At 62.6% G+C, this 24,129-nt stretch carries 24 protein-coding genes; 15 read left to right on the forward strand and 9 right to left on the reverse strand.

What is annotated here, in order from left to right; all coding sequences use genetic code 11:
• Positions 1-92 precede the first annotated feature (92 nt).
• Positions 93-590, forward strand: coding sequence for a GFA family protein (locus NKH91_RS30740; RefSeq protein ID WP_348633227.1), 498 nt, complete (start codon positions 93-95; stop codon positions 588-590).
• On the opposite strand, the gene NKH91_RS30745 is transcribed toward NKH91_RS30740, so the two are convergent.
• The 8 genes from NKH91_RS30745 to fabD all read right to left on the reverse strand — a co-directional run bounded on the left by NKH91_RS30745 (position 560) and on the right by fabD (position 7,872).
• Positions 560-1,258, reverse strand: coding sequence for a glutathione S-transferase family protein (locus NKH91_RS30745; RefSeq protein ID WP_352885055.1), 699 nt, complete (start codon positions 1,256-1,258; stop codon positions 560-562). The genes NKH91_RS30740 and NKH91_RS30745 overlap by 31 nt on opposite strands.
• A 97-nt stretch (positions 1,259-1,355) precedes the next feature.
• A complete protein-coding gene (gene gmk / locus NKH91_RS30750; protein ID WP_023719822.1) occupies positions 1,356-2,012 on the reverse strand; it encodes a guanylate kinase in 657 nt (218 codons plus the stop codon).
• A 33-nt stretch (positions 2,013-2,045) separates the two neighbouring features.
• Positions 2,046-2,936, reverse strand: coding sequence for a YicC/YloC family endoribonuclease (locus tag NKH91_RS30755; protein WP_023719823.1), 891 nt, complete (start codon positions 2,934-2,936; stop codon positions 2,046-2,048).
• A gap of 137 nt (positions 2,937-3,073) precedes the next feature.
• Positions 3,074-4,294, reverse strand: coding sequence for an endolytic transglycosylase MltG (gene mltG / locus NKH91_RS30760; protein WP_352481805.1), 1,221 nt, complete (start codon positions 4,292-4,294; stop codon positions 3,074-3,076).
• Between the two features lie 93 nt (positions 4,295-4,387).
• On the reverse strand, positions 4,388-5,650 hold the full coding sequence (gene fabF, locus NKH91_RS30765) for a beta-ketoacyl-ACP synthase II (protein ID WP_352849233.1): 1,263 nt from the start codon (positions 5,648-5,650) through the stop codon (positions 4,388-4,390).
• A gap of 34 nt (positions 5,651-5,684) precedes the next feature.
• Positions 5,685-5,921, reverse strand: a complete 237-nt coding sequence (locus NKH91_RS30770; RefSeq protein WP_006203723.1) for an acyl carrier protein — start codon at positions 5,919-5,921, stop codon at positions 5,685-5,687.
• A 187-nt stretch (positions 5,922-6,108) separates the two neighbouring features.
• Entirely contained in the window at positions 6,109-6,846 is a 738-nt protein-coding gene (fabG, locus tag NKH91_RS30775) for a 3-oxoacyl-[acyl-carrier-protein] reductase (RefSeq protein WP_023719826.1), read from the reverse strand.
• A gap of 60 nt (positions 6,847-6,906) precedes the next feature.
• Positions 6,907-7,872 carry an ACP S-malonyltransferase gene (gene fabD, locus NKH91_RS30780; RefSeq protein ID WP_352814843.1) on the reverse strand — a complete coding sequence of 322 codons (966 nt, stop codon included), beginning with the start codon at positions 7,870-7,872 and terminating at the stop codon, positions 6,907-6,909.
• A gap of 246 nt (positions 7,873-8,118) precedes the next feature.
• Between fabD and NKH91_RS30785 the strand changes: the two genes are divergently transcribed.
• Positions 8,119-10,044, forward strand: coding sequence for an LTA synthase family protein (locus tag NKH91_RS30785; protein ID WP_352494869.1), 1,926 nt, complete (start codon positions 8,119-8,121; stop codon positions 10,042-10,044).
• 39 nt (positions 10,045-10,083) lie between these two features.
• Here the strand turns inward: NKH91_RS30785 and NKH91_RS30790 are convergent, their stop codons facing one another.
• A complete protein-coding gene (locus NKH91_RS30790) occupies positions 10,084-11,628 on the reverse strand; it encodes a pilus assembly protein TadG-related protein (RefSeq protein ID WP_352885058.1) in 1,545 nt (514 codons plus the stop codon).
• A 463-nt stretch (positions 11,629-12,091) separates the two neighbouring features.
• On the opposite strand from NKH91_RS30790, the gene rpsF reads away from it, so the two are divergent.
• The 13 genes from rpsF to NKH91_RS30855 all read left to right on the forward strand — a co-directional run bounded on the left by rpsF (position 12,092) and on the right by NKH91_RS30855 (position 23,884).
• The gene (rpsF, locus tag NKH91_RS30795) at positions 12,092-12,592 is read left to right on the forward strand and encodes a 30S ribosomal protein S6 (protein WP_352481813.1); all 501 of its coding nucleotides are present in this window, start codon (positions 12,092-12,094) and stop codon (positions 12,590-12,592) included.
• Positions 12,592-12,840 carry a 30S ribosomal protein S18 gene (rpsR, locus tag NKH91_RS30800; RefSeq protein ID WP_006203718.1) on the forward strand — a complete coding sequence of 83 codons (249 nt, stop codon included), beginning with the start codon at positions 12,592-12,594 and terminating at the stop codon, positions 12,838-12,840. Before rpsF ends, rpsR begins: the two co-directional genes overlap by 1 nt.
• Before the next feature lie 275 nt (positions 12,841-13,115).
• Entirely contained in the window at positions 13,116-13,700 is a 585-nt protein-coding gene (gene rplI, locus NKH91_RS30805; RefSeq protein WP_023719831.1) for a 50S ribosomal protein L9, read from the forward strand.
• Between the two features lie 152 nt (positions 13,701-13,852).
• Positions 13,853-15,142 carry a cyclopropane fatty acid synthase gene (locus tag NKH91_RS30810; RefSeq protein WP_352849226.1) on the forward strand — a complete coding sequence of 430 codons (1,290 nt, stop codon included), beginning with the start codon at positions 13,853-13,855 and terminating at the stop codon, positions 15,140-15,142.
• An 82-nt stretch (positions 15,143-15,224) separates the two neighbouring features.
• On the forward strand, positions 15,225-15,548 hold the full coding sequence (locus tag NKH91_RS30815) for a YnfA family protein (protein ID WP_352849223.1): 324 nt from the start codon (positions 15,225-15,227) through the stop codon (positions 15,546-15,548).
• Between the two features lie 3 nt (positions 15,549-15,551).
• Positions 15,552-16,520 carry a small ribosomal subunit Rsm22 family protein gene (locus NKH91_RS30820; RefSeq protein ID WP_352849220.1) on the forward strand — a complete coding sequence of 323 codons (969 nt, stop codon included), beginning with the start codon at positions 15,552-15,554 and terminating at the stop codon, positions 16,518-16,520.
• Positions 16,521-16,726: 206 nt separating this feature from the next.
• The gene (locus NKH91_RS30825) at positions 16,727-18,217 is read left to right on the forward strand and encodes a replicative DNA helicase (protein WP_023677714.1); all 1,491 of its coding nucleotides are present in this window, start codon (positions 16,727-16,729) and stop codon (positions 18,215-18,217) included.
• Between the two features lie 21 nt (positions 18,218-18,238).
• Positions 18,239-18,838: a hypothetical protein gene (locus tag NKH91_RS30830; RefSeq protein ID WP_352849217.1), complete on the forward strand. Its 600-nt coding sequence runs from the start codon at positions 18,239-18,241 to the stop codon at positions 18,836-18,838.
• Between the two features lie 4 nt (positions 18,839-18,842).
• Positions 18,843-20,261, forward strand: a complete 1,419-nt coding sequence (gene radA, locus NKH91_RS30835) for a DNA repair protein RadA (protein WP_352849214.1) — start codon at positions 18,843-18,845, stop codon at positions 20,259-20,261.
• A gap of 47 nt (positions 20,262-20,308) precedes the next feature.
• Positions 20,309-20,980 carry a CvpA family protein gene (locus NKH91_RS30840; RefSeq protein ID WP_352481821.1) on the forward strand — a complete coding sequence of 224 codons (672 nt, stop codon included), beginning with the start codon at positions 20,309-20,311 and terminating at the stop codon, positions 20,978-20,980.
• Between the two features lie 114 nt (positions 20,981-21,094).
• The gene (gene purF / locus NKH91_RS30845) at positions 21,095-22,576 is read left to right on the forward strand and encodes an amidophosphoribosyltransferase (RefSeq protein ID WP_036244955.1); all 1,482 of its coding nucleotides are present in this window, start codon (positions 21,095-21,097) and stop codon (positions 22,574-22,576) included.
• 220 nt (positions 22,577-22,796) lie between these two features.
• Positions 22,797-23,537 carry an SDR family NAD(P)-dependent oxidoreductase gene (locus NKH91_RS30850; RefSeq protein WP_352849211.1) on the forward strand — a complete coding sequence of 247 codons (741 nt, stop codon included), beginning with the start codon at positions 22,797-22,799 and terminating at the stop codon, positions 23,535-23,537.
• A gap of 125 nt (positions 23,538-23,662) precedes the next feature.
• Positions 23,663-23,884: a hypothetical protein gene (locus tag NKH91_RS30855; protein ID WP_023719840.1), complete on the forward strand. Its 222-nt coding sequence runs from the start codon at positions 23,663-23,665 to the stop codon at positions 23,882-23,884.
• The last annotated feature ends 245 nt before the right edge of the window (positions 23,885-24,129 follow it).

The following is a 24,129-nucleotide window of genomic DNA, read 5'->3' on the forward strand; positions in this document are numbered from 1 at the left end:
CCGCCCAGACAAGCGTCGCCCCGACTACCCGCCTGAAGTCCGATAAAAGTGTGCTATCTGGTAAACTTCGATCGCACAGAGGAATGCCAGTCGTGACGCTGCAGGAGCCGACCAACACCCGCACGCTAGGTGGATCATGCCAGTGCGGTGCAGTCACCTATAAGGTGACGGACGAGTTCATATTTGCCGTGAATTGCCATTGCTCGATCTGCCGTCGCGCAACCGGCGCAGCGTTCAAGCCACTCGCAGGCATAGAGCGTGTCAAATTGCGCATCACGAGTGGGGAGGACAAAATCCAGATCGTCGACGGCAATAGCTGGCATGACGAGCGATGCAAGCTATGCGGGTCGTTCCTTTTTGCGGTTGTTCGTGACGGCGCGTTCGCCCACATCGCTATGGGGACCCTCGTCGACGACCCAAACATTCGCCCAAGCGCGCACATTTTCGTCGGCTCCAAGGCACCTTGGTTCACCATTACAGACGACCTGCCGCAATATGACGAAAATATTGTCGAAGACAGGAGCGAATTCACGGAAGCGTCGAGCTTCGTGTCGTTCCATCAGGAGAGCGATACCGCAAAGCCGCGTTGAACCCCCGGCCGTGCCATCATAGTCCCATACCAGCGCTCAACATTCGGAAATTCGGCAAGATCGACTTGATGCCGCTCGTGCCGCCATGCCCAGCCGAGAATAGCAAAATCGGCGATCGACAGCTCGCCCGAGAAATACTCGACCTCCGCCAGCCTCCGATCGGCGACTCCGCACAGGCGTCGGGTCTCTGCGCTATAGCGTGCCAGTCCGTAGCGGCGGTCCTGGTCGTCGGTCACGCCAAGAAAGTGGTGCACCTGGCCCGGCATCGGACCGAAACCACCCACCTGCCACATCAGCCATTCCAACACAGGGACTTGCGCGCTGAGTCTGGACGGCCAAAAGTGGCCGGTCTTCTGGCCTAGGTAAATTAGGATGGCACCCGACTCGAACACGCTGATCGGTCTACCGTCCGGTCCGGCGGGATCGACGATGGCGGGGATGCGATTGTTGGGGCTAATACGCAGAAACCCAGAGGCATGCTGTTCGCCCTTCGTGATGTCGACCACCTTCACCGTGTAGGGCAGCCCCATCTCCTCGAGCGCGACGCTGATCTTTCGGCCATTCGGTGTGTCAAAAGCCCCATAATTCAATCGGCATGCCAACTCTCTATCGCGTTTTATGCCGACGTTGATCGCTGGTACGAGGGCGTCTCTCTCGTCAACCAACATCGGCAAATGTCAATTATCCCGACAAGTGGACACTATCTTCGTGTGATCGCCACCGTCCCGAAAGACGCCGCAGGCCGGACGCTTACGATAAAGGTGCTCAATCCGTCTTCTCATCGAGCAGCCCCGAGACGAAATCGAACAAGCCCGGCCGGCGATCGCGTCTGAGCCGTTCGGCCGTGACGATGCCGCGCACCTCGGCGAAAGCGCGGTCAAGATCGTCGTTGACGATGACGAAATCATATTCCTTCCAGTGCTCGATCTCATTACGGGCGTTCTTGAGCCGCGTCTCGATTACCGCTTCCTGGTCCTCGGCGCGACGCTTCAGCCGCGCCTTCAATTCCTTCATCGACGGCGGCAGGATGAAGATCGAGACGATGTCGGCGCGCATCTTCTCCTTGAGCTGCTGAGCGCCTTGCCAATCGATGTCGAACAGCATGTCGCGGCCTTCTGCCAGCGCCTGTTCGGCCGGCTCGCGCGGCGTCGCGTAGCAATTGCCGTGCACCTCCGCCCATTCGAGCAGCGCATCGGAATCGCGCAGCCGCTCGAACTCGCGCATCGTGCGGAAGTGGTAATGGACACCCTCGATCTCGCTGCCGCGGCGTGGCCGCGTGGTGACCGAGACCGACAATTCCAGGCTGGAATCGCTCTCCAGCAGGTTGCGCGCGATCGTCGACTTGCCGGCGCCTGAGGGCGACGACAACACCAGCATCAGCCCGCGGCGCCGAATGCGGGAACCCACATCCCTAGTGGTCATGGGGCTTGGCAGTCATGTGGCTTGGCATCGGGATCATTCCAGATTCTGGACCTGTTCGCGAAACTGGTCGACGACCGCCTTCAGTTCCAGTCCGATGGCGGTGACCGCGGCAGCATTCGACTTGGAACACAGCGTATTCGATTCGCGGTTGAATTCCTGCGCCAGGAAATCGAGCTTGCGGCCGACGGCGCCACCGCCGGCGAGCAGCGCCCGGCCCGACGCCACGTGCGTCTTCAGCCGGTCGATCTCCTCGCGTATGTCGGCCTTGGTGGCCAGGAACGCCGCTTCCATATGCAGCCGGCTGGCATCCAGATTGGCTGATGCGTCCATCAGCAGCCGGATCTGCTCTGCAAGCCTTTCGCGGATCGTGGCCGGCTCGCGTGATGGATCGGCCTCGGCCCGCAGTGTCAGCGCCTCGATGGCATCGATATGGCCGGACAGCAGGGAACGAAGCGCCGCACCTTCGCCTTGGCGCGCCTGCTGCAGCCCGTCCAGTGCTGCTTCCAGCGCCGACAATATCGCGGTATCGAGCGCACTGCGCGCCTCTTCGGTTTCGATGGCTTCGGGAATGTCGAGCACGCCGCGCAGCGCAAGCAGTCCGTCGGCCGCCGCAGGCGCTACTCCGAACTGCTCCTGCAGCCGCTTGGCCAACCCCGCCAGATCCTTCAGGAAAGCCTCGTTGACCACGGGTTGCGCTTGCGCGCCGGCGGCGCGGCCAATGGTCAGCGTCATCTGGAAATTACCGCGCCCAAAACGCTTTTGCACCGTCTGCCTGACTGCCGGCTCCAGCCGGTCGAAACCTTGCGGCAGCCGCAGCCTGACCTCGACGCTCTTGCCGTTGACGGACTTGGCTTCCCAGGCAATCGAAGTGCCTTCGTGTTCGGCGACACTGCGCGCAAAACCGGTCATACTCTGCAAGTTCATGTTGCCGTGCGTCCCCTTGCCGAATGCCCCTCAAGCCGGAACGATTGCTCCGGACAGGATCATGTGAATTTCAATGCCATAGCAGCCCTTGCACATCCACCCGGACATGCACAGGGCCGACCTGATGGCGTCTGGCCCTACTGGGCGGCGGTAGCCCCCGCATCGTCAACGATGGCTCCCGCCGGCGTGTCGGCTCCGGTATTGGTTGCCCCGGCCTTGGCGGCGTCCTGCGCCTGCTTTTTCAGCAGTGCCCGGTAGCGAGCGACATTCTCGTTATGCTCATCGAGCGTCGCGGCAAAGACGTGGCCGCCGCTGCCGTCGGCGACGAAGTAAAGATCGCTGGTCTTCGACGGATTGGCGACTGCCTCCAGCGCCGCACGGCCGGGATTGGCGATCGGCGTCGGCGGCAAGCCGTTGATCAGATAGGTGTTGTAGGGCGTCGGCTTCTGGATGTCCGACTGATAGATCGGGCGGTCGATGGGTTTGCCCTTGCCGCCGAACAGGCCGTAGATGATGGTCGGGTCCGACTGCAGCCGCATACCCTTGGCCAGCCGGTTGAGGAAGACGGCCGCTACCCGCGAGCGTTCATCGCCCTTACCTGTCTCCTTCTCGACGATCGAGGCCAGGGTGACAAAATCCTCAATGTTGGCGATCGGCAGATCCGGCGCTCGGCGCTGCCAGACTTCGTCGACCAGCCTTTTCTGGTCGGCCAGAAGCTTGTCGACCATCTGCTGGCGTGTTGCGCCGCGGGTGAAGCGCAGCGTGTCGGTGGCGAGGCTGCCCTCGGGTGGAGTGGTCGACGGCATATCGCCGGTCAGTGCGTCCTGCTCAGCGATCCGTTGCAGTGCCTGCTCGACCGTCAGCCCCTCGGGGATGGTCAGCGAATACATCACCGACTTGCCGCTCTTCAGCAGTTCCATGATATCGTGCATCGAAGCCTGCGGCTTGATCTCGTATTCGCCAGCCTTCAGGGCGGAATCATTGCCGAAGGCGCGTACGCCAAGGCGGAAGATGCGGGCGTCGCTGATCAGCCCTCGCCGCTCAAGCTGGTCGGCGATCTCCTGGACGCCGCTATTCGGCTTGACCAGGAAAGTGTCGCCATTGGCCGACGGGCCCGGCTCGTTGAATTCCTGCTTGCCGAAATACAGCGCAACGCCTGCCGCCAGAACCATCAGCATCACCGAAGAGATGACGAAGTTCATGAACACGACGAACTGGCTGCGCGAGGCACGCGAGCGCTTCGGCGGCGGCGTGCCGGCCTCGGGCCGCAACGCCTCGCTGGCCGTCTTCGGCACGATCGGGCCGGGGGTTGCTGCCCGTTGCCCGAATTCCCCGTTATCGGCCGGATTTGTGTTCATAGCGCCCTACCAATTGATCTTGCGACGAATCCCCTCGGGCAGAGTAGGGGCGAATATGGCAAAATTGACGGCAGACGCAAACCGGCGGAGCGGTCAGCCATTGTAGCGCTGGAAGACGAGCGAGGCGTTGGTGCCACCGAAGCCGAAGGAGTTGGACAGCGCCACGTCGATCTGCCGGGCTCGCGGCTTGTGCGGCACAAGGTCAATCGCCGTTTCGCGCTCCGGATTGTCGAGATTGATGGTCGGCGGCGCGATGTTGTCGCGAATGGCGAGGATCGAAAAGATCGCCTCGGCAGCACCAGCCGCGCCCAGCAGGTGGCCAATCGACGATTTGGTCGACGACATCGATATCTTCGAGGCGGCGTTGCCGACCAGCCGCTCGACGGCGCCGAGTTCGATCGTATCGGCCATGGTCGAGGTGCCGTGGGCGTTGATGTAGTCGACATCGGCGGGCGTCAGCTTCGCCCGGTTCAGCGCCGCCGTCATGCAACGGAAAGCGCCGTCGCCGTCCTCGGCTGGCGCGGTGATGTGATAGGCGTCACCGGTCAGGCCGTAGCCGGTGACCTCGGCATAGATCTTGGCGCCGCGGGCCTTGGCGTGTTCGAGCTCCTCGAGCACGACAACACCGGCGCCCTCGCCCATGACGAAACCGTCGCGATCGCGATCATAGGGGCGCGAGGCCGTTTGCGGCGCGTCGTTGCGGTCGGTGGAGAGCGCGCGGCAAGCCGCGAACCCAGCGATCGAAAGCCTCGTCACCGGCGCTTCGGCGCCGCCTGCGACCATAACGTCGGCATCGCCCCATATGATCAGCCGGGCGGCATCGCCGATGGCGTGCGCACCGGTCGAGCAAGCGGTGACGACGGCATGGTTGGGGCCTTTCAGCCCATGCCGGATCGAGACCTGGCCGGACACGAGGTTGATGATTTGGCCGGGGATGAAGAACGGGCTGATGCGGCGCGGACCGCGTTCCTTGAGGATCGTCGCATTCTCGGCGATGCCTTCGATGCCGCCGATGCCGGAACCGATCAGCACGCCGGTGGCGCACTGTTCCTCATGCGTCTTCGGCTGCCAGCCGGAATCCTTGAGCGCCTCGTCGGCGGCCGCGATCCCATACAGGATGAAGTCGCCGATCTTGCGCAGCTCCTTCGGCTCGAGAACGGCTTCAGGATTGAAAGTGGCATTGGAGCCGTCACCGCGCGGAATGACGTGGGCGACCTTGCAGGCAAGGTCTTCCACCTCGAATTCGGTGATGCGCTTGGCTGCACTGCGGCCGGTCAGAAGCTCATTCCAGCTGTGCTCGAAGCCCATGCCGAACGGCGAAAGCAGCCCAAGGCCCGTGACGACGACACGCCTCATCGCAGGTCCTCCCCGGTGATGACTGCAAATAGCGTCAGGCCGAGGCCTTGTCGATGTATTTCACCGCATCGCCAACAGTCAGGATGGTCTCGGCCGCATCGTCGGGGATTTCGACGCCGAACTCTTCTTCGAACGCCATGACAAGTTCGACCGTGTCGAGGCTGTCCGCGCCCAGATCATCGATGAAGCTCGCCTGCTCCGTCACCTTGTCGGCATCGACGCCAAGGTGCTCGATGACAATCTTCTTGACGCGCTCTGCGGTGTCACTCATTTGGGCATCCTCGTCTTTTGGTTGTCTGTCTTCGTTAGCGGGCAGAATGCCGCTAATCAAGCTGAAAGATGGTCCTGCCGGAAACGCAGCGGAACAGGACCGGTTTTTGCCCGAACCGCCGGGTTGCGGGCGGCATTACACGAAAAATCCCGTGCATCCAAGACGGAATGAAGCGTTTTCCCAAGTGTTAGATCATTGCCATGCCGCCATTGACATGAACGGTCTGGCCGGTGACGTAGGCCGCCTCATTGGAAGCGAGGTAGGCGACGGCAGAGGCGACTTCGGCGCCCGTGCCCATGCGCCGCGTCGGGATCGCCGCCATGATCGCCTCTTTCTGCTTGTCGTTGAGCTTGTCGGTCATCGCCGATTCGATGAAGCCCGGGGCGACGCAGTTGACGGTTATATTGCGGGTGGCGATCTCCTGCGCCAGCGATTTGGAAAAGCCGATCATACCGGCTTTGGAGGCGCAATAATTGGCCTGGCCGGGATTGCCGGTGACGCCGACCACTGAAGTGATGTTGATGATGCGGCCATGGCGGCGCCGCATCATCGGATGGGTAAGCTCGCGGGTCAGCCGGAACACGGCGGTCAAGTTGACCTCGATCACGCTATCCCAGTCGGCATCAGCCATGCGTACGAACAACCCGTCCTTCGTGATGCCGGCATTGTTGACGAGGATGTCGACGCCTTCGAGATCGGCCTCCGCCTTCTGGCCAAGCGCCTTGACCTCGTCGCGATTGGAAAGATTGGCCGGAAACAGCTTGACCCGGTCGCCCAGTTCGGCGGCCAGCGCCTCCAGTTTCTCGATACGCGTGCCGTGCAGGCCGACGATGGCGCCCTGGCCATGCAGCACGCGGGCGATCGCCTCGCCGATGCCCCCCGATGCGCCGGTGACGAGCGCCTTGCGGCCGGTCAATTCGAACATTTTTGTCTCCTGATCTGAGCAAACACCCTTCGCACGGAGCGGGGTCAAATCGCCAGTTGATTATGCAAGCGCCGCCAGCGCCGCCTCGACATCCGCCGCGGATCCGATTGCACTGGTGGCAATATCGCGGTTAATGCGCCGCGCCAGCCCCGACAGAACCTTGCCGGCGCCTACTTCATATAGCGTCGCAACGCCATTCGCGCCGAACCACTCCACCGTTTCGCGCCAGCGCACGCGCCCGATCACCTGTTCGACGAGGCGGCGGGCGATCTCGTCGGGATCGCTCGTCGGGGTCACCGTAACATTGGAGACCAGCGGCACGGCCGGTGCACTCTTCGTCACGGCGGCCAGTGCCTCCCGCATGATCTCGGCCGCCGGCTTCATCAATGCCGAATGGAAGGGCGCCGAAACCTGCAGCATGAGCGCCCGCTTGGCGCCCTTCTCCGTGCATAGCTTCGCCGCCAGTTCGACCGCCGACCTGGCGCCGGAGATTACCAGCTGGCCGCCGCCATTATCATTGGCGATCTGGCAAACCAAGGCTTGCGCGGGATCTTTGGCCGCGCCTTGGGCAGCCTCTGCGCAGGCGGCTTCGACGTCGGCTTGTTCCAGCCCGATGATCGCCGCCATGGCGCCCTCGCCGGCCGGTACCGCCGCCTGCATGGCGTTACCCCGGATGCGCAACAGTCGGGCGGCGTCGGCGACCGAAACGAAACCGGCGGCCGCAAGTGCCGAATATTCGCCAAGCGAGTGGCCGGCGACATAGGTGACCTTGCCTTTCAGGGAGAAGCCGCGCGCCTCCAACGCCCGGATTGCGGCAAGCGACACCGCCATCAGCGCCGGCTGGGCATTGGCGGTCAGCGTCAGCGTCTCTTCCGGGCCTTCCCAGATAAGCTTCGATAGATTTTCGCCGAGCGCATCATCGACTTCCTCGAAGATCCGCCGCGATTCAACAAAGGTATCGGCAAGGTCCTTGCCCATGCCGACAGCCTGGCTGCCCTGCCCCGGAAAGGTGAATGCGATGGCCATCGGCGGCTCCCAGCTGCTGGTTCTCGTTGCCTGTGACGCAAGGCGTGCGGCCAAGTCAAGTCCAACCTTGACCGCGCAACGTCGGCCGAGTGCCTGTTTCGGCAGGCTTTTTGGCGATCACTCATGATGAAAACCGCTCACGATTTGTTTGCTGGCTCTTCTTATTTCCGCCACAGGCGCTAGCTTTGCGTGACAGTTCGATGACAGTCGAGTGACGCTTTTGTTGCGGGCCGGGGAACTATCGCAGTGGCAAAGACCAAGAAGAGCGCAGCCGAGGCCGCGCCACAGTTTCTCGAAGGCGATCCGGCCACCGGCTATCTGCCAGGGCGCAAATGGCCTGTCATCCGCTATGGCTTCATCAGCCTGTTGGCCGCGGCCATCCTGGTGTTCGCTATCGAATTGATCGTGCGCGGCAACTTTGCCGGCACCATCGACTTCTTTCTGCAGCCCTTCAAACCCGGCTGGACCACAATCATCATTTTTGCGTTGATCCTCATAGGGCTCGACGCCGTGCTCGGCCGCAGCCATCAGAGCCTGATGATCCTCGCGCCGCTGACGTTGTCGCTGGCGTTCGTCGGCCACCAGAAGTCGCTCTATCTCGGCGATCCGCTCTATCCGACCGATTTCCTCTATTCCCGGCAGATCGTGGCGCTGATGCCGCTCCTGGTACGCGATCGCCCGGGAACCGCCATTGCCCTGGCGATCGGCATCGTCGGCGGGCTGTCGCTTCTCGTCTATGGCTGGCGGCTATGGCGCCGCCGCGTTCCGGCGCTCAGCCACAAGGGCCGCCTTGCCCGGCTGACGCTGACAGTGCCGCTGATCGCCTTCTTCGTCTCCATCATGGACTATGCCACTTTCTCATGGACGCGCGACCGGCTGCAGATCATCCCGATCATGTGGGACCAGAAGGAAAACTATGCCTCGAACGGTTTTGCGCTCGCATTCGCGCTGAACGTCCCGATGGCCCATGTCTCGGCGCCGCCCGGCTATTCCGGCAAGGCGATCGAAGCGATCGGCAAACCGCAGGTGACGGTCTCGGTACCCGCCGAGAAGCCCGACATCATCGTCGTCATGAGCGAATCCTTCTGGGATCCGACCAAGCTGCCCGGCGTCACCATCACGCCCGACCCTATCCCCAATGTGCGGGCACTGCGCACGGGCTACATGTTCTCGCCCGAATTCGGCGGCATGACGGCCAACATCGAGTTCGAGGCCCTGACCGGCTTTTCCAACGCCTTCCTGCCGGCGGGCAGTATTCCTTACCAGCAATATGTGCGGACACCGACCCCGTCACTGGCGACCTTCCTGAAAAGTCAGGGCTATCGGGCACGCGCCATCCACCCCGGCACCAACTGGTTCTGGAACCGGGGAGCCGTCTATGCCGATTTCGGCTTCAACGACTTCAAGTCCGAGGAGACGTTGCCGCCCATGCAAAAACGCGGACCGCTCGCGTCGGACGCGGCGATGACCGACGAGATCATCCACGAGGCCGATACCAGCGCCGAGCCGGTGTTCTTTTTCGCCGTCAGCCTGCAGAACCACGGGCCGTATGAGCCGTATCGCTATAACAATCCGACCCATAAGGTGCAGGCGCCGATCAGCCAATGGGCGCGTGAATCGCTGTTGAGCTACGCCGAAGGCTCTTCCGACGCGGACCGCGGCCTCGAGCGGCTGATCGAATGGGCGAAGAAACGCCAGCGGCCGACGGTCATCGCCTTCTTCGGCGACCATCTGCCGCCGCTTGGGCCGGTCTACGTCGAGACCGGTTTCATGAAGGACAATGTCGCGCCGCGCAAGGAGGCGGCCGACCAGATGCTGCTGCATCACCAGACGCCGCTGATCGTCTGGTCGAACCGCAGCGGCCCGGCCGAGGATCTCGGCGCCGTCAGCCCAGCCTTCCTGCCCTACCATATCCTGAAGACTGCCGGCATCAGTCATCCCTATTATACCGGCTTCCTCGGCCAGTTGCGGGAGCACTACCGCGTCATCGACCGCAATTTGCTGTTGGCACCGGCGGGCGACGCCACCCCCGATTGGTCGCGTCAGAAAGAGATCGACCCGGCAATCCGCGACTTCCGTCTGCTGCAGTACGACATGATGTTCGGCAAGCGCCATGCGGCGCCCGACTTCTTCCCCGAAACCACAGGCAAAGTGGCTGCGCACACGAGTTGAGCAGCGGCGGCGGAACGGCCGTTGGGCGACTGACGTCGTTCAGTTCGTCAAGTGCAGTTGCGAAATCGAGCTTCCGATTTTCAGGAAGACGCTTTCGAGCTGGGTGACGTCGTTGGTCGGGTAATAATCCGATGGCGACGACGCGCAGGCCTCGTAGAGTTTGCGGTTGGCTGCGGTGTCGGCCTGCAGCAGTACTGTGAAGATCTGCACGTCCTGTTTCTTTAACGTGTTGCAGACATTGGTTGTCCAGTCGTCGACATTGCGCGCGGCCGCGGTCTGGTCGCTGGATCCGAACCGACCCGAGGCCAGGAACCCGTAAGAACCATAGTCCGACTTCTGTGGCGTATCCTTCGCGCCATAGACAACATTTTCGCCGTCGGTGAGCAGCAGCACCGTTTTGGTCGTGCCTGACGCCCTGAACGGCGCGCCGTCACTGTAGGGCGGTTCCGGCGAGAGTACCCGCATCCCCCATGACAACCCTTCCGAAACATTGGTCCCCGAGCCGTTCCATTCGATCATCTCACTGACGGCCTTACGCAATTTGTCGAAATCGTCGGTCAGCGGCACTATCGGCGTCGGACAGGCCCGGTTTGGGCCGATGGTCAGGGGGCCTTTCTTGTCGTTGATCAGCTTCATCGTCGAAACACTGTACTTCGCGATGTCGCCGGTGAGGCCGGGAAGCAGGGTGATAACCGTATCGTCGAGATAGGAATTATTATAGCCGGTCGCCGAATTGCCATAGGAGCTGTTCGGATTTTTGGCGTTACCTGGATCGTCCGGCGCGAAATAAGGTACGAACAGGGTGTCCGGTTTGTTTTGGTCGGGCGAAATGTCGGAAACATTGTTGGTTCCGGGCCGCGCCTCGACGCAGCCTCTCCATTCGACGCCCAATTGCTTGAACAGGTCCATATGGGTGATGCGCTTGCCGCCGACCAAGGGGAAATTGGCGCCATTGTTCGGCGATTTGCCGGCCATGTCGATCCAGGACGGATCGTAGTCCTCGCCCTTGACGTTGACCGCGGTGACGAACGGCACCACTGCGACACGTACGCTGCGCGTCGGCGACTTCGCGGCTTGGAGCATATCGATCAAGCCCGTCGCCGCCGTCCGCAATGCGCCGATGCGGTCGTTGCTGGCCATCGACCCGGTATTGTCGAGCACCAGCACGACTTCGAGCTGATTGGTCGATTCGATGGCGCCAGCATCGACGGTGATGCGCTTGTCGTTGCCGAACAGGAAAGCGAAGTTCAAGTTGACGTCCGCCGCGGCGACAGCCTTTGTCTGGATGTAATTGAGGCCCCTTTCGACGGTAAGCGTCGCTTCGGCGTTCCTCAACTCGCTGTGGCCGGCGACATTGGTCTGGAAATAGCGGTCGAAGACGTCCTTGCGCGTGGCCTCGATGTCGCCGAGATGCGAAGATGCAAGGTTCGCGGCATCGAGCGCGTTCTGCAAGCTGACCTTGGCCCTCATCAAGGTGGACACGTCCACGGCAAAGGCGACGGCCGTCAGAACCGCAGGCAGCCCGAACGCCAGCATCAGGGCAAAGTTGCCGCTCTTCGAACGGCAGAACTTGTCGAACAGCATTTTACCCCCAAAACCGCCGTGCTGCAGGTGTCGCGCGAAGTGTTTCGTTTTGCATTCGCATGATGAACGACGGGTTGCCACCATGCCCGCCGGCACGGGAACTTCGCATGATGGTTAAGGTCAGGTTTCAGGAAATCCGTAAAACCTTGCCATCGAAGCCCGTTGTGCTCTGGAAGGTAGGGCGCTAATCGAGCCATTTGGCCTGTCGTTTGGCCTTGCTTTGCGGTCAAATTCCTGTATAGACGCCCGCAATCTGCCGGTCCTTGCTGGGGGCTGAACGGAGGGCCGGAGGTTTTCGAACCTTCGCGTGGAGCCAGAAGCGCTTCCGCCTCCCGTGTCTCCGCTCTCGACCGTCTCGTCATGCTCCTTTCTTCCCCGTCTTCGCAAGGATTGCGGGTCAGAGAAGTTGCAGAGGCTTTTGCCGCCGGGAACCGGGAGAGAAACGAAGAAAGGCACGAACACTATGGCTCTATACGAACATGTGTTTCTTGCCCGGCAGGACCTCTCGCAGCAGCAGGTCGATGCGCTTGTCGAACAGTACAAGGGCGTCCTCACCGCGAATGGCGGGTCCGTCGGCCGGGTCGAGAACTGGGGACTGAAGTCCCTCACCTACCGGGTCAACAAGAACCGGAAGGCATATTATACACTCATGGACATCACCTGCCCGCCGGCCGCGCTCAATGAGATGGAGCGCCAGATGGGCCTGTCCGAGGACGTGCTGCGTTTCCTGACCATCAAGGTCGATGCGCATGAGGAAGGCCCGTCGGCAATGATGCAGAAGCGCGAAGAGCGCTCGGAACGCGGCGGCTTCGGCGACCGCGACCGTGGCGATCGTGGCCCGCGCTCATTCGGCGACCGCGATCGCGGTGACCGTGGTGATCGTCCGCCGCGCAGCTTCGGCGATGGCGGTGCCGATCGTGGCCCGCGCCGTCCGCGCGAAGGCTTTGAAGGAGCCGCAGAATAATGGTCGACATCAACCAGATCCCAACCCGGCGCCCCTTCCACCGTCGCCGCAAGACTTGCCCGTTCTCCGGCGCCAACGCGCCGAAGATCGACTACAAGGACGTGCGGCTTCTGCAGCGCTACATTTCCGAGCGCGGCAAGATCGTGCCGTCGCGCATCACCGCCGTCAGCCAGAAGAAGCAGCGCGAACTCGCCAAGGCGATCAAGCGCGCCCGCTTCCTCGGCCTGCTGCCCTACGTGGTCCGCTAAGACTGATTAGTTGACCATGATCTTATCCGAAAACCGGTTTCCACTTTTCGGGATCATGGTCTAGCCAGCGGGCGGTTCGCCGCCCGCTTTTTTCACCGGCCACGACGGGCGTAGCTGGATCGAACACCAAATCCCGGGTTGGATTTCGATAAGAGATCCTAACTGCCGCGACAGGCAGGACAGCGACACAGGCGGCGACGCCCCAGCTTCCTGACCTGTTCCAGACAATTCGGCGCCGATCCTGAGGGTAGGCGCCCAACCGAAGGAACAAAACCATGGAAGTCATTCTTCTCGAACGCGTTTCCCGGCTCGGCCAGATGGGCGACACCGTCAAGGTCAAGGACGGGTTCGCCCGCAATTTCCTGCTGCCGCAGGGCAAGGCGCTGCGCGCCAACGAAGGTAACAAGAAGAAGTTCGAGGGACAGCGCGCCCAACTCGAGGCCCGCAACCTGGAGCGCAAGTCCGAGGCCGCGCAGATTGCTGAAAAGCTCGACGGCAAGAGCTTCATCGCCGTGCGCTCGGCCGGCGAGACCGGCCAGCTCTATGGTTCGGTCTCGACGCGCGACATCGCCGAGCTGTTGACGGCGGAAGGTTTTTCGGTGAACCGCAACCAGATCCTTCTCAATCAGCCGATCAAGACCATCGGTGTCACCAACGTGGCGATCGCACTGCACCCGGAAGTCGAGGTCACCATCACGCTCAACATTGCCCGCACGGCCGACGAAGCCGAACGCCAGGCCAAGGGCGAAACGCTGACCACCGCCGAAGCCATCTACGGCGAAGACATCAACGACAATGCGCGGCCGGAAAATTTCTTCGATCCGAACGCGGAGTTCGAGGGCGGCGAAGACAACGGCTGATCGTTGTTCGCCGGCATTCGTCGGCTAATACCTATCTGGACCAATGCCCGGGCCTCGCACCCGGGCATTTTTATGCCAAATGGAACTTTTCGAACCCCTATATCTTGATGCAGAATAGGACAGCATGTCTGGCCGAGAGGGGACAATTGGTCATGAATATTCTGCTTAAGCGCGTTCTCGACCGCCTGGTCCGCACAGGCAATCTCAAGGTGACAGGGCCGCAAGGCTCGATGGTGACTTTCGGTGACGGCAGCGGCGAGCCGGTGCACATGCACATCAAGACAAGGCATGCCGAGCGCGCCATCACTTTCGATCCGATGCTGGCGGTGCCGGAAGCCTACATGGACGGTGAACTCGACATTATCGAGGGCGGCGTGCTGGGGGTGATGCGCATTGCGTTCCAGAACATGGGCAGCGGCGGCATCGATGCCACCTGGTCGAAGGCGATCGAGGGTCTGCGCCACGCCTTCCGGCGCCTGCAGCAGATCAACACGGCGTCGCGGGCGCGCCGCAACGTGCAGCGCCACTACGATCTGTCGGGCGACCTCTATCGCCTCTTCCTCGATGAAGACATGCAGTATTCCTGCGCCTATTTCGAGCAGCCGGACATGACGCTCGATGAGGCCCAGGCAGCCAAGAAGCGCCACATCGCCGCCAAGCTCAGGTTGAAAGCGGGCCAGACGGTACTCGACATCGGCTCCGGCTGGGGCGGGCTTGGCCTCTATCTCGCCAAGGCGTTCGACGTCGACGTGCAAGGCGTGACGCTGTCGACCGAGCAGCACGGCGTCGCCACCGACCGCGCGCACGCGCAAGGCCTGCAAAACCGGGTGCATTTCGACCTCAAGGACTATCGCGAGCTCAATGAGCGTTTCGACCGCATCGTCTCGGTCGGCATGTTCGAGCATGTCGGCGTCAATCATTTCCGTACCTTCTTCGACAAGTCGGCGACGCTGCTGAAGCCGGACGGTGTCATGCTGCTGCACACGATCGGCCGTTCCGGTGTGCCGTGGGCGACCAGCGCCTTCATTCGCAAATACATCTTCCCGGGCGGCTATATCCCGTCGCTCTCCGAAGTGATGCCGGCTATCGAAAAGTCGGGGCTCGTCGTCACCGACATCGAGGTTCTGCGGCTGCATTATGCCGAGACGCTGAAGCATTGGGGCGCGCGCTTTGCCGCCAACCGCGACAAGGCCAAGGCGATCTATGACGAGCGCTTCTGCCGCATGTGGGAGTTCTATCTTGCCGCCTCGGAAGCTGCCTTCCGATGGCAGGATCTGGTGATCTTCCAGATCCAGATCGCCAAGAAGAACGACACGCTGCCGGTGACGCGCGACTACATGGCCAGTTGCGAGAAGGCGCTGGAGATGCGGGATCTTGGACGTCGTGAAAAGGCTCCTGCCGCCAAGCCCACTCGCCGCCGCAAGGTGGCGGATCCGGAGTAGACTGCCGGCGATCGCGCCATTGCCGCTTGCCATTGCCGGCTGGCACGCTGAAAAAGGTCTCGTCAACGCGGGACCTTTTTTCATGACCTACCTCCTCTACGTCGCCGCCGCACTTGCCGAGATCGCCGGCTGCTTCTCGTTCTGGGCGTGGTGGCGGCTGGATAAGTCGCCGCTGTGGTTGGCGCCCGGTCTCGTCTCACTGGTGCTATTCGCGTGGCTGCTGGCGCTTGTCGACACCAGTGCGGCGGGCCGGGCCTATGCCGCCTATGGCGGCATCTACATTGCCGCCTCGCTGGTCTGGCTATGGTTGGCGGAAGGCGTGCACCCCGACAGTTGGGATCTTGCCGGTGCCACGATCTGCATCATTGGCGCCTCGGTCATCGTGCTCGCACCTCGGGCTGCGTAGACCATGGAACTGCCCGCCCCGCTTAGACAAGGCGTCGACCGCCTTCTCGAACAGGTTCCGTTGCCGATGATCAAGCAAGCGGCCAAGACGCTGTCGGACCGCTACCGCGCCGAGTTGCGCGATGGCCGCCTGCACATGGCAGAAGAAATGGCGGTTAAGGCCTATCTGGCAACGCGGCTGCCGGCGACCTATGCGGCCGTCCGCGCCAGTCTCGATGCGGTGGGCGAGTCTCGGCCCGACTATGCTCCGAAGACCTTGCTCGATGTCGGCGCCGGCCCTGGCACGGTGCTTTGGGCCACAATCGATCTCTGGCCCGATCTCGAACAGGCAGTGCTGCTCGAGGCCGGTGCCGCGGTGCGGCGGGTCGGCGAGGCGCTTGCCGCCGAGGCAATCCATGCCAAGACCGCCTGGCTGACCGGTGACGTCACCATCGACCTGGTCGATCTGGAGCCCGCCGAGCTGGTGACTTCAGCCTATGTGCTGGATGAGATCGCGCCGGCATCGCTGGCAAAACTAATCGACCGGCTCTGGCAGCTGACCGCCGACACGCTGCTGGTCGTCGAGCCAGGCACGCCGGCCGGCTGGCAGCGCATCCTTGCCGTGCGGCGGCAGCTGATCGAGGCGGGGGCGCACGTGCTCGCGCCCTGCCCGCATGAGGCGCCCTGCCCACTTGTCGCTCCCGACTGGTGCCATTTCGCCCGCCGCGTCGCCCGCTCGCGCCTGCACCGTCTGGCCAAGGATGCCGAGGTGCCGTGGGAGGACGAAAAGTTCATCTTTGTCGCCGCTTCCCGTCATCCGGCCGCTCCGCCCCGCGCGCGGGTGATCGCACCGCCGAAATCGGGCTCCGGCAAGGTCTTGCTGAAGCTTTGCCAACAGGATGGTCATGCTGCCGAGCGACTGTTCACCAAGCGCGACGGCGAGACGTTCAAGGCCGCGCGGCGACTGGACTGGGGTGACGCCTTGCCGGAATGACCGGCAGCTATTTTCCTGTTTTGTTCTCGCTCAAGAACGGCTAGGCTCGCCATCTTGATTCGAGTCAATCGAGATTCTTTCCACCGAAGTGTCTTGGCTGTGAATCGCGGGCATCAAAGTTGGTTGGTTGGGGACTGATGCAGATAAGTCATCACCGACTTGTCTCGTTCTGATATCGAGAGACCGGGATCAGGACCGGGGACATCATGGCAGAGGCAGCACGAAAATTCGGCGTGGCGGAAACACCGCTCTATCGCGAGGCGCCGAACAACATCGAGGCCGAGCAGGCACTGCTCGGCGCCATACTGGTCAACAACGATGCGTTCTACCGCGTCTCCGACTTTCTGAAGCCTGGCCATTTCTACGAGCCGCTGCACAGGAAGATCTTCGAGGTCGCGGCCGAGCTCATCCGCATGGGCAAGATCGCGACGCCGATCACGCTGAAGACCTTCCTGCCGGCCGACGAGAAGGTCGGCGACATGACGGTGGCGCAATATGTCGTGCGGCTGGCGGTCGAGGCCGTCACCGTCGTCAACGCCACCGACTATGGCCGCGCCATCTACGATCTGGCCACGCGCCGCGCGCTGATCACCGTCGGCGAGGACATGGTCAACATCGCCTATGACGCGCCGGTCGACATGTCGCCCTCCGACCAGATCGAGGACGCCGAGCGGCGGCTGTTCGAGCTGGCCGAGACCGGCCGCTACGACGGCGGCTTCGAGAGCTTCACCGACGCTGTCAAGACGGCGGTCGACATGGCCAATGCCGCCTATATGCGCGACGGGCATTTGTCGGGCGTCGCCACCGGCTTGCGCGACCTCGACCGTCGCATGGGCGGCCTGCAGTCGTCCGACTTGATCATCATTGCCGGCCGCCCCGGCATGGGTAAAACCTCGCTCGCCACCAACATCGCCTTCAATATCGCGGAGGCGTATGTCCCGGCGCAGCAGGCCGACGGCTCGTTCAAGGCGGCCAATGGCGGCGTCGTCGGCTTCTTTTCGCTCGAAATGTCATCCGAACAGCTCGCCACCCGCATTATTTCCGAACAGACCGAAATCCCGTCGTCGAAAATCCGCCGCGGCGAGATCAGCGAGATGGATTTCGAAAAGCTCGTCGCCTGTTCGCAGACCATGCAGAAAATCCCGCTGTTCATCGACCAGACCGGCGGTATTTCCATCGCTCAGCTGTCCGCCCGCGCGCGTCGCTTGAAGCGCCAGCGCGGCCTCGACGTCATCGTCATCGACTATATCCAGCTGATGCAGGGATCGAGCGCGAAATCATCGCAAAACCGCGTCCAGGAAATCACCGAGATCACCACCGGGCTCAAGGCACTGGCCAAGGAGCTGGCGGTGCCGATCATCGCGCTGTCGCAGCTGTCGCGCCAGGTCGAGAGCCGCGACGACAAGCGCCCGCAGCTTTCGGATCTGCGCGAATCGGGCTCCATCGAGCAGGACGCCGACGTGGTGCTGTTCGTCTACCGCGAGGAATATTATCTGAAGAACCGCGAGCCGAAGCCGGGCACCGACGAATACATCAAGTGGGAACACGAGATGAACGAGATGCGCGGCAAGGCCGAAGTAATCGTCGCCAAGCAGCGCCACGGCCCAACGGGATCGGTCAGCCTCGCCTTCCAGGGCGAGTTCACCCGCTTCTCGGACCTCGCGGAAGAGCATCATTTGCCGGATCGGTTCGAGTAGGCATTGTCGCGGAGCAGCCGATTGGACTTTAGCGATATCTACCAAAGGATAAAATTCGAAGAGTATAACATCTCCGAGGATGAACGCGCGCAACTCACTGAATATTTGAGATCTGCCCGGTCAATTTCTCGCACGGAATCGCACGCCGGTTTGCTGGTGTTCTGCTACTCAAGCGAACCTACGCCCGAGAACGTTGAATTGGTGAGGAAATTCCTTGCCAAGCATGTCGAAGACTATACGCGAAGCGCGGCAGTGACCGGTCTTTATCGAGTTTGGAAATTGGGAGCGACAGCTGACATCGACGATCTGCTGAGTTTTTTGGCCCTTTCGTTGGACGAAGCTCGGCACGACACCTCTCTGGCGGCGATCGGGTGCGCATTCCTTTTGATGCACCGGCTCAATGATCGTCGCCTCTCGACTGCCCTTATGAGATTGCTGGAGACGTTGCACGATGAAGTCGGGCGAGAGAACGACTTCGCGGTCGGTCTGTTCAGATATGCGTGTTGGTCGGCATACGACAATTGGGCTCTGAGAAACGGCCAGCGCCGCACTCATTTCGATCGATCGAAGATGCTTTGCCGGTTTACTGGGATCGTCCCAAATACCTCTTGGAACCAATAAACTGATGGCCAAATCCCGTATCCAGTTCATCTGTCAGAATTGCGGTTCGGTGCATCAGCGTTGGGCCGGCAAATGTGATGCCTGCGGCGAGTGGAACACGCTGGTCGAGGAAGGCACGTCGGGCGGCATCGGCTCCGGCCCGGCCAACACCCGCAACGCCCGCAAGGGCCGCGCGGTGGTGCTGACCAGCCTCTCCGGCGACATCGAGGACGCCCCGCGCATCGTCTCCGGCATCGGCGAACTCGACCGCGCCACCGGCGGCGGCTTCGTGCGCGGCTCGGCGCTTTTGGTCGGCGGCGATCCCGGCATCGGCAAGTCGACGCTGCTCACCCAGGCTGCAGCCGCACTGGCGGCAAAGGGCCACCGCATCGTCTACGTCTCCGGTGAAGAAGCGGTCGCCCAGATCAGGCTGCGCGCCCAGCGGCTCGGCGTCGCCGACACCCCGGTCGAACTCGCCGCCGAGACCAACGTCGAGGACATCCTCGCCACCATTTCCGATGGCAAGCGGCCGGACCTGGTCATTCTCGATTCGATCCAGACGCTATGGACCGACATGGCCGATTCAGCGCCCGGCACGGTGACCCAGGTGCGTGCCGCCGCCCAAGCGATGATCCGCTATGCAAAATCCACAGGGGCGGCGATCGTTCTGGTCGGCCATGTCACCAAGGAGGGCCAGATCGCCGGCCCACGCGTCGTCGAGCACATGGTCGACGCGGTGCTCTATTTCGAGGGCGAAGGCGGCCACCACTACCGCATCCTGCGAACGGTCAAGAACCGCTTCGGGCCAACCGACGAGATCGGCGTCTTCGAAATGTCGGACAAGGGCTTGCGGGAAGTCGCCAACCCGTCCGAGCTTTTCCTCGGTGAACGTCACGCGAAGTCGCCGGGTGCCGCGGTTTTCGCCGGCATGGAAGGCACACGGCCGGTGCTGGTCGAGATCCAGGCGCTGGTAGCACCTTCGACGCTCGGCACGCCACGCCGCGCCGTCGTCGGCTGGGACGGCGCCCGGCTGTCGATGATCCTGGCGGTTCTGGAAGCCCATTGCGGCGTTCGCTTCGGCACGCACGACGTCTATCTCAACGTTGCCGGCGGCTACCGCATTTCGGAGCCGGCGGCCGACCTGGCGGTGGCGGCGGCACTGGTTTCCTCGCTCACCGGTCTTGCCCTTCCCGCCGATTGCGTCTATTTCGGCGAAATCAGCCTTTCGGGGGCGGTGAGGCCGGTTGCGCATGCGCAGCAGCGCCTCAAGGAAGCCGAAAAGCTGGGTTTCGGAAGCGCGGTTCTGCCCTTGGGCAGCGAGGAACTTGTTGGTGGTAATGGGGCCGGGGGGATCGGAGCCGGCGCTTTCCAGCCCACCGAGCTTGCCGATCTCGTGGCGCGCATAGCCGGCTCTCGGCGCAGCCGCGCCGACGAGCAAGACTGATGCGGCTCGTCGAGTCGTGAAAAAGAGATCGGAGCGGGGCGAAAAACATGCCGATTACGCTGCTTGACGGAATTCTCGTCGGCTTCACCCTGGTCTCGGCGATGCTCGCCATGGTTCGCGGCTTTTCGCGCGAGATCCTGTCGATCATCTCCTGGGCAGTTGCCGCTGCGGCGGCCTTCTTCTTCTACAAGCCGGTGCTGCCTTACATTCAGCCCTATATCGACAACGAAAAGGCAGCCATGGCGGCGGCCGCCGGTATCGTCTTCATTGTCGCGCTGATCGTCGTTTCCGTCATCACCATGAAGCTCGCCGACTGGATCATCGATTCCAGGATCGGCGCGCTCGATCGCACACTTGGCTTCCTCTATGGCGCGGCGCGCGGCATCCTGGTGGTCGCGGTCGCACTGCTGTTTTTCAATTGGCTGGCCGGCGCCAAAGCTCCAGGCTGGATTGCCAACGCCAAGTCAAAGCCGCTGCTCGAATCGATCGGTGCCAAGCTGGAAAGCCTGCTGCCCGAGGATCCGGAAAACGCCATCCTCAACAAGCTCAATCCGAATCGGCCGGCCACCGAGACGCCTCTGGCCCCCGACGCGCCTGCAGCGGAAGCACCTGCCGCCGGCGACGACGCCACTGCTCCGGCACCCGATGACAGCGACGCTCCGCCGGCCGACAATGCGCCCGCGACGCCGGCACCTGCAAACCCGGCGCCGGCAAACTGATTTCGGCAGACTTGCTCGCCTCGAGACTGTCGATCATGTGAACGTCGCACGACGTGCGTTGCTTTCGATGCGCTATGACCTTATATGGCGACTTTAGCGGAGCTTGAGCCCCCAATGGCAGCCTCAGTGGCAGACGCAGACGACGTGCTTTCCGCCGAAGCCGACGACCATTTCCACGACGAATGCGGCGTGTTCGGCATTTTCGGCCGGCAGGACGCCGCAGCCATCGTAACACTCGGCCTGCATGCGTTGCAGCATCGCGGCCAGGAAGCGGCCGGCATCGTTTCCTATGACGGCACCCAATTCCATGTCGAACGCCATGTCGGCCTGATCGGCGACACCTTCACCAAGCAGCGTGTCATCGACAGCCTGCAAGGCAACCGTGCCATCGGCCACACACGCTATGCCACCACCGGTGGCGCTGGCTTGCGCAACATCCAGCCTTTCTTCGCCGAACTTGCCGATGGCGGCTTTGCCGTCGCCCATAACGGCAATCTCACCAACGCCATGACCGTTCAGCGCGCCCTGCAGAAGCAGGGCGCCATCTTCTCTTCCACCTCCGACACCGAGACGCTCTTGCATCTGGTCGCCACCAGCAAGGAGCGCGACCTGAATTCGCGTTTCATCGATGCGGTGCGCCAGGTCGAAGGTGCCTTCTCGCTGGTGGCAATGACGTCCAAGAAGATGATCGGCTGCCGCGACCCGCTCGGTATCCGGCCGCTGGTGCTTGGCGATCTCGACGGCGCCTGGATTCTCGCCTCCGAAACCTGTGCGCTCGACATTATCGGGGCGCGTTTCGTGCGCGACCTGAAGCCCGGCGAAATGGTCGTCGTCACCAGCAAGGGAATCGAGAGCCTGTTCCCGTTCGAGCCGCAGAAGACCCGCTTCTGCATTTTCGAATATGTCTACTTCGCCCGGCCGGATTCTTCGGTCGAAGGCCGCAATGTCTACGAGGTACGCAAGCGCATCGGCGCCGAGCTGGCACTGGAGAGCCCGGTCGAGGCCGACATCGTCGTGCCGGTGCCGGATTCGGGCACACCGGCGGCGATCGGCTTTTCGCAGGCCGCGGGCATCCCGTTCGAGCTCGGCATCATCCGCAATCACTATGTCGGCCGCACCTTCATCCAGCCCGGCGATTCGATCCGCCACATGGGCGTCAAGCTTAAGCACAACGCCAATCGCCGCATGATCGAAGGCAAGCGCGTGGTGCTGGTCGACGATTCGATCGTACGCGGCACCACCAGCCAGAAGATCGTGCAGATGGTGCGCGATGCCGGCGCCAAGGAAGTGCATATGCGCATCGCCTCGCCGCCGACGCGCGCCTCCTGCTTTTACGGCGTCGACACACCGGAAAAGTCGAAGTTGCTGGCCTCGCGCATGTCGGTGGAGGAGATGGCCGAGTTCATCCGCGTCGATTCGCTCGGCTTCCTCTCGATCGACGGGCTCTACCGGGCCGTTGGCGAAGCCGGCCGCGACAACGAACAGCCGCAATTCTGCGACGCCTGTTTCACCGGCCAGTATCCGACCCGGCTTGCCGATTTCGAAGGCTCCGACAATGTCCGCACGCTGTCGCTATTGGCGGCAGGCGGGTCGTAAGGTTGCCGGATCGCCATTTGTCTTCGCCAGGTTACCCCCCTCTGCCCTGCCGGGCATCTCCCCCTCAAGGGGGGAGATCGGCTGAATTGTCGACTTTCGCCAATCGCGACGGTCGCAGAACAGGCGCTGAGCCTGATGAGAGCCAATCTCCCCCCTTGAGGGGGAGATGCCCGGCAGGGCAGAGGGGGGTGCCTCACGCCGACCTCATGGAAGTTCAAGCATGACCCTCGATCTCTCCGGCCGCGTTGCGGTCGTCACCGGCGCCTCGCGCGGTATCGGCTATTTCATCGCCACGGAGCTTGCCGCCGCCGGCGCACATGTGATTGCGGTTGCCCGCACCGTCGGAGGGCTGGAAGAACTCGACGACCAGATCAAAGCAGGCGGCGGACAGGCGACGCTGGTACCGCTCGATCTTGCCGACATGGCGGGGATCGACCGGCTGGGCGGCGCCATCCACGAGCGCTGGGGCAAGCTCGACATACTGGTCGCCAACGCCGCCGTGCTCGGCGTCATCGCTCCGATCGGCCATGTCGAGGCAAAGACCTTCGAGAAGGTGATGACCATCAACGTCACCGCAACATGGCGGCTGATCCGCTCGGTCGACCCGCTGCTGAGACTCGCCGATGCCGGCCGCGCTATCGTACTGAGTTCCAGCCTGGCCCACTCCGCACGCGCCTTCTGGGCGCCTTATGCGGCGTCGAAGGCGGCGGTCGAGGCCATGACGCGTTCGTGGGCGCATGAGACCGAAAACCTGCCGCTCAGGGTCAACGCCGCCGATCCCGGGGCAACGCGCACCGCCATGCGGGCGCAGGCGGTACCCGGCGAGGATCCGGAGACTCTGCCGCACCCTTCGGAGATCGCCAAGCGTATCGTGCCGTTGGCCAGCCCTGCGCTCAAGGAGACGGGGCTGATCTTCCAGGCCAAGCACAACCGCTTTGTCGCCTACCGGCAGCCGGAGTAAGCGGCCTGACATCACGCGGCTGTGATGCCGTGGCTTAACGCCGCGCTTCGGCCCAACTTTCGCCGCTTGGCCGGAGTTGCTAGGATCGCACCGACTCCCAAAACAAGCAGAGCGAGGAAATACTCATGGCGGCACCGAGCGTAGCGTTGGTCTGGTATCTGGTGATCGCCGGCCCGCAAGGCGGCATGGTCGTGCTGCCCAGCACCTTCGACACCCGCGAACAGTGCACCTCCGCCGTCACCGAATACCAGAAGCAGCCGACGCCGGCCGGCTGGTCGGTGCAGTGCGTGCCGAGTGCCTCGCCGTTCGCGGACGAGGGCGACGCCGAGGAGCCGTCGGCGCAGTAGGAGCGTCATCTCCTCCCTTGAGGGGAGATGCCAAGTTTTGGCAAAGAGGGCAGGCCAGAGGGGGTCGACAGGCGTGGAGCGCCAGCCTCCATCTGCCGCAGCAGGCCGAGCCCCGTCGGACCAACCCCCTCTACCCTGCCGTGCATCTCCCCCTCAAGGGGGCCTTTGCAGAGAAGGCGCATAGATATGCGATTTGAGGCATATATGCTTTTTTGAGCGTCGGAGAGCGCTGCTTGGCCGTTCAG

It is taken from the genome of Mesorhizobium sp. M0894 (genome assembly GCF_040319725.1).
In the GTDB taxonomy this organism is placed as follows: Bacteria; Pseudomonadota; Alphaproteobacteria; order Rhizobiales; family Rhizobiaceae; genus Mesorhizobium.

What these genes read in the sequence shown, in the direction of transcription:
- NKH91_RS30745 (WP_352885055.1), bottom strand. Translation starts at nt 1,258, where the DNA reads ATGTTGGTTGACGAGAGAGACGCCCTCGTACCAGCGATCAACGTCGGC.
- gmk (WP_023719822.1), bottom strand. Translation starts at nt 2,012, where the DNA reads ATGACCACTAGGGATGTGGGTTCCCGCATTCGGCGCCGCGGGCTGATG.
- NKH91_RS30755 (WP_023719823.1), bottom strand. Translation starts at nt 2,936, where the DNA reads ATGAACTTGCAGAGTATGACCGGTTTTGCGCGCAGTGTCGCCGAACAC.
- mltG (WP_352481805.1), bottom strand. Translation starts at nt 4,294, where the DNA reads ATGAACACAAATCCGGCCGATAACGGGGAATTCGGGCAACGGGCAGCA.
- fabF (WP_352849233.1), bottom strand. Translation starts at nt 5,650, where the DNA reads ATGAGGCGTGTCGTCGTCACGGGCCTTGGGCTGCTTTCGCCGTTCGGC.
- NKH91_RS30770 (WP_006203723.1), bottom strand. Translation starts at nt 5,921, where the DNA reads ATGAGTGACACCGCAGAGCGCGTCAAGAAGATTGTCATCGAGCACCTT.
- fabG (WP_023719826.1), bottom strand. Translation starts at nt 6,846, where the DNA reads ATGTTCGAATTGACCGGCCGCAAGGCGCTCGTCACCGGCGCATCGGGG.
- fabD (WP_352814843.1), bottom strand. Translation starts at nt 7,872, where the DNA reads ATGGCCATCGCATTCACCTTTCCGGGGCAGGGCAGCCAGGCTGTCGGC.
- NKH91_RS30790 (WP_352885058.1), bottom strand. Translation starts at nt 11,628, where the DNA reads ATGCTGTTCGACAAGTTCTGCCGTTCGAAGAGCGGCAACTTTGCCCTG.
- rpsF (WP_352481813.1), top strand. Translation starts at nt 12,092, where the DNA reads ATGGCTCTATACGAACATGTGTTTCTTGCCCGGCAGGACCTCTCGCAG.
- rpsR (WP_006203718.1), top strand. Translation starts at nt 12,592, where the DNA reads ATGGTCGACATCAACCAGATCCCAACCCGGCGCCCCTTCCACCGTCGC.
- rplI (WP_023719831.1), top strand. Translation starts at nt 13,116, where the DNA reads ATGGAAGTCATTCTTCTCGAACGCGTTTCCCGGCTCGGCCAGATGGGC.
- NKH91_RS30810 (WP_352849226.1), top strand. Translation starts at nt 13,853, where the DNA reads ATGAATATTCTGCTTAAGCGCGTTCTCGACCGCCTGGTCCGCACAGGC.
- NKH91_RS30815 (WP_352849223.1), top strand. Translation starts at nt 15,225, where the DNA reads ATGACCTACCTCCTCTACGTCGCCGCCGCACTTGCCGAGATCGCCGGC.
- NKH91_RS30820 (WP_352849220.1), top strand. Translation starts at nt 15,552, where the DNA reads ATGGAACTGCCCGCCCCGCTTAGACAAGGCGTCGACCGCCTTCTCGAA.
- NKH91_RS30825 (WP_023677714.1), top strand. Translation starts at nt 16,727, where the DNA reads ATGGCAGAGGCAGCACGAAAATTCGGCGTGGCGGAAACACCGCTCTAT.
- radA (WP_352849214.1), top strand. Translation starts at nt 18,843, where the DNA reads ATGGCCAAATCCCGTATCCAGTTCATCTGTCAGAATTGCGGTTCGGTG.
- NKH91_RS30840 (WP_352481821.1), top strand. Translation starts at nt 20,309, where the DNA reads ATGCCGATTACGCTGCTTGACGGAATTCTCGTCGGCTTCACCCTGGTC.
- purF (WP_036244955.1), top strand. Translation starts at nt 21,095, where the DNA reads ATGGCAGCCTCAGTGGCAGACGCAGACGACGTGCTTTCCGCCGAAGCC.
- NKH91_RS30850 (WP_352849211.1), top strand. Translation starts at nt 22,797, where the DNA reads ATGACCCTCGATCTCTCCGGCCGCGTTGCGGTCGTCACCGGCGCCTCG.
- NKH91_RS30855 (WP_023719840.1), top strand. Translation starts at nt 23,663, where the DNA reads ATGGCGGCACCGAGCGTAGCGTTGGTCTGGTATCTGGTGATCGCCGGC.